At 51.1% G+C, this 7,848-nt stretch carries 10 protein-coding genes; all 10 read right to left on the reverse strand.

The features are described from left to right. Nucleotides 1-1,396: ligand-binding sensor domain-containing protein (locus ACOJS8_RS12385; RefSeq protein WP_420148852.1), on the reverse strand; the 1,396-nt coding region annotated here is incomplete at its 3' end. A gap of 116 nt (nt 1,397-1,512) precedes the next feature. Next, nucleotides 1,513-1,989, reverse strand: coding sequence for a YybH family protein (locus ACOJS8_RS12390; protein WP_420148853.1), 477 nt, complete (start codon nt 1,987-1,989; stop codon nt 1,513-1,515). Nucleotides 1,990-2,131: 142 nt separating this feature from the next. Continuing rightward, nucleotides 2,132-2,644, reverse strand: a complete 513-nt coding sequence (locus ACOJS8_RS12395) for a YybH family protein (RefSeq protein ID WP_420148854.1) — start codon at nt 2,642-2,644, stop codon at nt 2,132-2,134. Between the two features lie 19 nt (nt 2,645-2,663). Further along, nucleotides 2,664-3,068, reverse strand: a complete 405-nt coding sequence (locus ACOJS8_RS12400; RefSeq protein WP_420148855.1) for a hypothetical protein — start codon at nt 3,066-3,068, stop codon at nt 2,664-2,666. 83 nt (nt 3,069-3,151) lie between these two features. Next, nucleotides 3,152-3,688, reverse strand: a complete 537-nt coding sequence (locus tag ACOJS8_RS12405) for a GNAT family N-acetyltransferase (RefSeq protein ID WP_420148856.1) — start codon at nt 3,686-3,688, stop codon at nt 3,152-3,154. Nucleotides 3,689-3,717: 29 nt separating this feature from the next. Next, on the reverse strand, nt 3,718-4,962 hold the full coding sequence (locus tag ACOJS8_RS12410; protein ID WP_420148857.1) for a DUF1624 domain-containing protein: 1,245 nt from the start codon (nt 4,960-4,962) through the stop codon (nt 3,718-3,720). A gap of 108 nt (nt 4,963-5,070) precedes the next feature. After that, nucleotides 5,071-5,565 (reverse strand): RidA family protein, encoded by a 495-nt coding sequence (locus ACOJS8_RS12415; protein WP_420148858.1) that lies wholly within the window; start codon nt 5,563-5,565, stop codon nt 5,071-5,073. Nucleotides 5,566-5,624: 59 nt separating this feature from the next. Further along, nucleotides 5,625-6,164: a nuclear transport factor 2 family protein gene (locus ACOJS8_RS12420; protein WP_420148859.1), complete on the reverse strand. Its 540-nt coding sequence runs from the start codon at nt 6,162-6,164 to the stop codon at nt 5,625-5,627. A 118-nt stretch (nt 6,165-6,282) separates the two neighbouring features. Beyond that, entirely contained in the window at nt 6,283-6,444 is a 162-nt protein-coding gene (locus tag ACOJS8_RS12425; RefSeq protein WP_420148860.1) for a hypothetical protein, read from the reverse strand. A 210-nt stretch (nt 6,445-6,654) separates the two neighbouring features. Continuing rightward, entirely contained in the window at nt 6,655-7,392 is a 738-nt protein-coding gene (locus ACOJS8_RS12430) for a LytR/AlgR family response regulator transcription factor (protein ID WP_420148861.1), read from the reverse strand. Nucleotides 7,393-7,848: the final 456 nt, after the last annotated feature.

Raw genomic sequence — 7,848 nt, forward strand, 5'->3', positions numbered from 1 at the left:
TCGTATTACGCCCCGTCTTATCTAAACGGATGGGTGTGAGATTACCCGTTTTTTTGTTGTAAACGAAAAGGCCGGCCTCCGCTCCTACCAGCAGATACCGATCGGAGCTGGTTCCGGCCGCACCTGGCAGTGGGCTGGTGAAATAAGTAAAGGGTTGTTTCAAGACAACCTTCATCTCATTCAGGCCCGGCCTGGATTGGCCCGGTTTATAGCGAATCAGGCCCAGATCCGTACTGATCCAAAGGAAGCCTTCCGGGTCGGGCATGAGGGATTCCGTTACGGGTCGGGTCGGAATTCCACCGGCGGAGTTAGTAAATTTTGGCAGTGGAATGTTGGGGTGGCGTTCCTGACGGGGGTCGAAAAAAAGTGGATTTTTGTCGCTCGCCCTCTCCAGCCAGATTAACCCTTGCCCATCTTCGTACAGCGTTACCAGCTCCCTGAGTTGTTCCCCATTGCTAATGGCTACGGGTGTACATTGCTCCACAACGGTCCGGTTGGCTGAAATGCGGAAGATGTCGTTATCGCAGCAAAGCCAGAGCCGCCCCGCCCGATCTTCCAGAATCACTCTTGGAAACGGAATGGGTTTGCCATCGGCCGTTCGACCATCGAACCAACTGATTTGCCCGGTTTTAGGGTTAAAAACCCGCAGCCCGGTTTGGTCCGGAACCCCCATCCAGATCAGGCCCCGACGATCTTTGCAGAGGCCGCTAATCACATTGAGACCATCCGTGGCGTTGATGACGGGCACCCCGGATTTAGTTACCGTCGGAATGCACCGCCAACGGTTAGTAGTCCGGTCAAACTGCTCGAACCCAGCCGTTGTGCAAACGTAAACATAGCCGGGCCCACCGTGGCCCGCCGATTCAACCAGAATCGGCGACAGTGGGTTGCCCTGCAACTGTCCTGACTCGCCTGGTTTGGGTAAAAAACGGACAGTACGGCCTGTTTTGGGGTCGAACCGATTCATGCCATAATCGCTGCCGATCCAGAGATAACCGGATTCATCGTGTTGAAGAAACCGAAGCTTATCCGACGATAAACTGGTTTTGTTGGTGGGCAGGTGTCGAAAATGGGCCACGTTGCCCGTTCGCTGATTGTAGGCATTCAGGCCCCCGTCGCGGGTGGTTATCCAGAACGTACCGCGCTCGTCCTGAATCATATCCGCCACCCGTGCCGAGGAGAGGGAGTTCAAATTTGCCGGGTCAGAGCGTACCGTTACGATCTCATGGCCGTCGTAGCGGCTCAGGCCACTGCCGGTGACGAACCATAGAAAATCGTCGCGGTCGGTAAAGAACTGATTGATGCTTACTTGATTTCGGTTGCGGCCCAGCGTCTCTTTGGGGGGTTCGTCGAAGTAAAGCACCGTGGATTGTACCTGCCCAGCGAACGCGGGCAAGCACAATAGCAGGGGGAGCCACCTAAAAACAACGTATTTACCCATCTTGGGACAACCGGAATGCTGTAGCTCACAAGATACGAAAATAGGTTTTCGGAGCCAGTGAAAGCGATCTGTCAAGAGACGGGTGGTGCATCGGCATTCCACATACCCATGATGGAGACCCATTTCCCGTCTGTATTGCGTTTGAGCAACTCGGTGTACCGACCCTTATCGACCACCACTTTCCCATCGGGCGTTTTTACGTCCATCTGGAACTGACCCGTTTCCCACCCCAGGTTCCCGTCACTACCCGTAGCAATCGTTTTGACGGATACATGGGTGACCCCCGCGTCAATAGCCCCCTTCCAGTAGTTGAGAATGGCCTTCCAACCCGTAACGGCAGGCTCATTGGGCAGATATAACGTAGCCTCGTCCGCATAGCAGTTCGCAGCCGCCACGGCATCTTTGGCATTGATCGCAGCGGCAAAGTCCCGGTTCATCTGCGACAGTTGCTCAGCCGTAGCGGGCGTTGCCGGTGAATGACAACCGGCGGCAAAAAGGATAAGGGCCGTAAAAACGGCCAGGATACGTAGGGAGGATTTGAGCGTCATGATTAACGTAGATTTAAACGGATTGGGAAACGGGCAACCGTTTTAGGCTCATTCAGCGTAGTAGGCTAGGCATCGATCGTCTATCCGGCACATCAGTATCGGATCATTCACCGGGCTACCCGATCCCTTTAAACCCCCAGCCTCACTTGTCTTTTTGATCCTCGTTGTTGATATCACGGATGCAGATAAATTTCCCGTCGCGTTTTTCAAAAATGCCCATGTATTTGCCGGCACTCACTACGTTGCCAGCTTTGTCTTTAATCGTTGTCTTCCCCACTTCGGTCACCAGGTTGCCATCGCCGTACACGTCCATCGTCTCGTAGGAAACGGTCGTCCCGGCCTGGCGCGCTTTCATACTGTTGAGCAGCACCTGCCGGATAGCCGCCTTTCCCACGGACATGGGTTCGTCGTCGGCCATTTCTACGGCATCGTCTGCGTAGAGTGCCATTACTTTGTCGATGTCTTTAGCGGTTGTGGCACTGGCCCACTCGGTTTCGATGGCTTGTATTTCCGTTTTGATGGCGGCCATATCGGGCTTAGCAGCTACCTGCGCGGTTGCAGTTTCCTGTTTTTGGGCAGGGGCGTTGCAACCGGTAACACAGACAGATGTACTGGCAACAACGGCCAGGAGTAGAGTAAATGGGTTGGTTTTCATAGCTTTGGTTAAAAACGATTTAGGGCACTCTCACTAAGCGACGGTAAAGTTCAACAGCTTTTATTTTCTCGTATACCATACCCAATTTTTTATCGGCTTCCTGAAACGATTTGTCGTCGTGGATTTTCTGGTACGCGTTGGCATTGGGCCAATTGCCCTCGAAGTAGTAGCGGTATTTGTCGACTCCTTCTCCGGCTACTTTGTAGAGTGTGTATCCGGCATTATTGTACCCCAGACGTTTAATGACCGTGTTCAACTCGCCAATCACCGCCGACAGCTGGGCCTCTATTACACCGGCTGGCATATCGAACAGGTGGATACTTTTGAGTTGAGTCGTTGCCGTTTGCTGAGCCTGTGCAGAGGCCGACATGCCGAGGGAAACCAGCAGCCAAAGAGAAGATAGAGTAATCAGAAGTTGTTTCATGAATTTGATTGGTTAGTTTGACTGGTTTAAGATCGATTCACCAGCACCATAGGCTGGGTTTATTTGTGCTTATCCGTTCGGATTCAGGTAGTATCGTCGGTTATATCCAATTCCATAAACAACAAATAGTCTTTAAATTCGGCGGGGATTTCTATTTCTGGATACGCGTCAATGTCACGAAATCCAACACTTCGGTATAAGGCATGAGCGGCTTCCATAAACTTGGGACTGTCAAGCCGAAGTTTTTTATAACCGACTTTTTTCGCTTCAAGTTGAAGTTCTTTGAGGATCGCTCGTCCAGCCCCAATTCGTCTGCTAGCTGGATGGACAAACATCCGTTTTAGTTCACCGATATCGGAGTTGATACGTTTTAGGCTTCCAAGGCCACATAATTTACCGTTATAACTAGCCAGGATCAGCTGTCCGTAAGGCGGTTGAAACTTGCCAATCTGTTGGATGTCCTGTTCAACAGCTTCCTGAGGATTATGAGGATGGACGCCGTAGAGTTCCTGCATGTTGTCGTTCCCCCAAACTAAATAGTCGAACCATAATTTTTTTACTGCTTCCAGGTCGTCAGGAATGACAACCGTTCTTGTTATTACTTTTTCACGTTTGCTCATTTCCTGACCAGGTTTTGGTTGTTCACTTTCTACAAATAGCTCAGCCACCACTGCTCTTTGTGCGTTGTCTTGTAGGCATCATACCAGCGGCACAGCGGATACAACGACGCGACAACGGCTATCCAGATCAGGTAAACCACCCCAAGATTGTAGCCTCCATTGCCAGGTAGCACAAGCCGCATCGGTATGGTTTGCAGCGATTTATCGGCCTCCATCATGGTATGACCAGCAGCAAAAAAGACTAGCATGCGCAGGGTATGCAGGACATACCAATGGATCGTGTAATAAAAAAAGGCCGTTCGTCCGTAGATGCGCAGCACGCCCGTAACGCGGTTGTGTACATTCTCCAGCAACGCCAGTGCCAGCAGTCCCGGACCTACCGTAATGCACATGTACAGCAGGGATGGAGGGTATTTATGTACCTTCAGAAACGAGAACAACGTAGTGAGGCCGTCTTTCTGGACGCTCCAAGGGAAGGGATCGCCGTATTTATTCAGCAAACGCAGCCCTACAAATAACCCAATAGCGCCGGCACCGAGATAAAACAGTCCCTGTTGACGCTTCCAGGCTGCAACCGATGGCTCAAACAACCGGCCCAGGCAGTAGCCCAGCATCATTAGCCCCAGCCAGGGAAGAAATGGGTACAGGACCACAATGACCCGACCGGGAGCGTATTCAAACACACGGTGACTGCCACCATGAAACAGCGCCCACCAAAAACCTGACGTAAATCCCGGTGCCTGTTCCACCGCATCCAGCAGATTATGGCCTAAAACAATCGCAAGACCAAGGCTCAGTATGGCCCGGAACGGCAGCCACGTCAGTCCGGCCATAAACACCATGCTGATGCCCAGCGACCAGAAAACGACCAGCGTAATGGGATTAAACAGGGTAAACGTATCTGCTGGCGCAATCAGCAATACCTCGGCTACAATGAGCCACAGGCCCCGTTTCAGCAGGAACAGACTCAACTCGCTGCGCGATTTTCGTAAACCCTGCAGGTAGATGGACGTACCGGATAGCAAAGCAAACGTAGGAGCGCAGAAATGGGTAATCCAGCGGGTGACGAACAGGATCGGCGTGGTGGTATCCAGATTGAGCGGGTCGTCGGTATAGGCCTGAGCGTGGAAGAAGTCGCGCGTATGGTCCAGCGCCATAATGATCATAATCAGACCCCGCAGTACGTCGATGGACTCGATGCGGCTTTTGATGAATGAAGGCGCTGGATTGAGGGAGCCTGCGGTTGACGATGTATTGAGGAGCGGAAAGACCATTTTGCTATAGTGGCTAACACTCGTTTATGGGTTCTGTATGGTTTGGATAACCTCAGGCAGGAATCTGTCAAAAACGATGAGGCTCATCATCGAATCCGCTCACCTGAATTAGTGCACTTTATAGGCTTCTAACTCAATCTCAATCAACTGGCCGGGCAAGGCTAATTCTTTTACGCCAAACCACGACCCGGTCGGGAATTGCTTTTTGTAGATCGTATTTCGGTAAGCCGACTGGTTCACAAATTCGGGCATGTTTGTGGTCAGAATATTCTCCACCACAATGTCGTCCCAGGTGTAGCCATAGTGCTTCAGGATTTTGTCCAGATCGGCGTAGCAATTTTTCATTTGTTGTCCCAAATCACCTTTCGCCGTCAGGTTTCCTTTCTCGTCCATACTGACCGCACCCGATATTTTCAGTTCATTGCCAATCCGAACGGCATGGGAATAGCCATACGCTTTCTCGACTTCGGGCCGTAACAGAAAATACTCCGGTGCATCGGATTGAGCCGCTGGTTTCTCCTCTGCTTTTTGGTGAGCGGTATGGCAGCCAACGGCAACCAGGAGCAGGGCGGCAAAAGCAGACATAAATGGGTTGATTTTCATGGGTCTATCGAATAGAGAAAAACTGCGAGACTACAGGTTTTATAGGCGCTTCATAGTTGCTATTTGACTGGTACCGGTGCAACTGCCGACTCCTGGTAAAACGTCGCTTTCCACGCGCCGTTGATTTTAGTGAACAGCATCGTTCCCGCTACGTGCTCAAACTTCATTTTCTGGCCGTTTTTGAGCGTAGCGTCCTGTTCCATCGAGAACGTATACAGCACCAGCGAGTCAGTCAAAACCCGAATCACTTCCTTCGTTGGCACGACACTCAACGTCTTCATCTGGTTAAACCCGTCTGCGTTCAGTTTCTTGAGGGCGTTGTAATCGCCCAGGGTGCCATCGGGATTGACGGCCTGAAAATCAGGCGTATTTTCAAAGTAGGTCATGCACGTTTCAATGTCCAGTTTTTCGACTTGTTGGAAGAATTCCTTCACAAGGCCAGAAATTTCCTGTTCAATCGCCTGCTTTTGTTCAGGTGTCATGGCCGACACGGTGGTCGTTTGGGTATCCCTATCCTTTGCGCGTGTATTGCAACCGGCGGCAAACAGGAACAGGGCCATAACAACGGCCAGCATCTTTGGTACCTGATTAGTTTTCATTGGTATAGTTTGATTGGTTTTGGGTATTTGAATTGGCTGAAAAAACGGGTTTTGGCGAACCTAGGAACCTGTATCAGGATCAAGCGTCGGCCCACTCGTAGAGCGGCACATGGACGGGTTAGAACTGAATTCCCAGCTCCTGAGAAGCCAACGCATACCTATACACGTTTCGGGTAGCGTTAACCGGGGCTTTGCCGTTCAGCATGAGCGTCATGTCCGGCACCAGCCACAGGAAGCAACAAATCGCTGGCGAACGAATAGTGGTAACCAGGAACGGCATGGTTGAAATAGTTTGAATGTGGTCTGCAACGGAGCGGCCATCAGCCCTGCTGAGCGATTTAGCCGACAATGGATCTAAACTATCGCCAGCGTATTCCCCAACCAAGTTCGCCCGGACGAACGCATCCGTTTACTGTCCGAAGGTCGGGAATTACTTACCGAAGTATGGAATGAGCAGCGTTCCGATTGGCCAAGTAGCTGATCTTGAGACTCAAATGGTCTGGATTCGTTTCAGCAGTGCCTCGCGCAGGAGGTGGCTGAGCGGAATCGTTTTCCCCTTGATCCCGATATGCCCGTCTCCCACCTCATCGACCTGCGTCAGATTCACCAGATAGGATCGATGCACGCGTACAAAATAGGCCGCCGGGAGTTTGTCTTCCATCACCTTCAGGGTCGTTGTCAGCAGGTATTCTTTGTCTACGGTACAGAGGTGACAGTAGTTGCGGTCGGCTTCCACGTAGAGAATATCGGCGATGAAAATCTTGACGATCTTTTCGCGGTGCCGCACAAAAATCCGGTCACTGAGCACAAAGGGCGCGTCGGGAGCAGGGTGGGCAGAGGTGGGCGGCTCGTCGGCCAGGCGACTCATAACCAGCTCGATAGCTCGTTGTAATTCAATGGCCCGGATCGGCTTGGATATGAAGGCGTAGGGACGAGTTTTTTTTGCTCGGTTAAAGGTAGCTTCGTCGGTATTGGCCGTGACGTAAATAATCGGGATGTTCCACCGCTGGTGAATAGCGTGGGCTGTGTCGATACCGTCGATTGCGCCTTTGAGACTGATATCGAGCAGAATCAAGTCAGGCCGGTTGGTTTCAGCATGTTGAATGGCTTCTTCGCCCCTAGGCACAATCCCGCTCACCTCGTAGCCGAGCTTGCTGAGTTGCAGGGCGATGGTGGCAGCAATGATCATGTCGTCCTCCACGACGAGCAACCTCAACGGGGTGTCCATTCTATTTGTTGATCATTCGTCAAATAATCATTCCGCACGAAGCGGAGGTTGGACTCGGTACCGCGTATCCTCGGTAGCGTTGGCTGTGTAATCAACACTGTAAATCCGCTACGAAGTAAACTCAAATTTTATAGTTATGAAAACCAATGACTTGATTAAGCGAAGTCATTCGCATAAGCAGGATTTATGGCATTCAGTAAATCTATCAAAAATACCCTGTATGCTACAGATGGCGTTGGACAGATATTAAAAAAAATTTATGTCTCACAATTCGCTCCCTGCTGAGACGAGGAAAGATTTTCGTATCTCTAATTCGGCGTTCAATGAGACGGGCATTAGGGTGACGAACGGCTTAATTCGTAGCAAGTACCTATCAAGCAAACTTGAGGCATCATACCCCAAATTGCCTCAGGTGGTGGGAGAGGTGAATCCAACTAAAATAGCCGCATTCACTGG

Origin of the sequence: Spirosoma sp. (assembly GCF_048594605.1) — a bacterium.
In the GTDB taxonomy this organism is placed as follows: Bacteria; Bacteroidota; Bacteroidia; order Cytophagales; family Spirosomataceae; genus Spirosoma.

Coding starts and splice junctions, on each gene's coding strand:
- ACOJS8_RS12390 (WP_420148853.1), bottom strand. CDS start 1,989: ATGACGCTCAAATCCTCCCTACGTATCCTGGCCGTTTTTACGGCCCTT.
- ACOJS8_RS12395 (WP_420148854.1), bottom strand. CDS start 2,644: ATGAAAACCAACCCATTTACTCTACTCCTGGCCGTTGTTGCCAGTACA.
- ACOJS8_RS12400 (WP_420148855.1), bottom strand. CDS start 3,068: ATGAAACAACTTCTGATTACTCTATCTTCTCTTTGGCTGCTGGTTTCC.
- ACOJS8_RS12405 (WP_420148856.1), bottom strand. CDS start 3,688: ATGAGCAAACGTGAAAAAGTAATAACAAGAACGGTTGTCATTCCTGAC.
- ACOJS8_RS12410 (WP_420148857.1), bottom strand. CDS start 4,962: ATGGTCTTTCCGCTCCTCAATACATCGTCAACCGCAGGCTCCCTCAAT.
- ACOJS8_RS12415 (WP_420148858.1), bottom strand. CDS start 5,565: ATGAAAATCAACCCATTTATGTCTGCTTTTGCCGCCCTGCTCCTGGTT.
- ACOJS8_RS12420 (WP_420148859.1), bottom strand. CDS start 6,164: ATGAAAACTAATCAGGTACCAAAGATGCTGGCCGTTGTTATGGCCCTG.
- ACOJS8_RS12425 (WP_420148860.1), bottom strand. CDS start 6,444: ATGCCGTTCCTGGTTACCACTATTCGTTCGCCAGCGATTTGTTGCTTC.
- ACOJS8_RS12430 (WP_420148861.1), bottom strand. CDS start 7,392: ATGGACACCCCGTTGAGGTTGCTCGTCGTGGAGGACGACATGATCATT.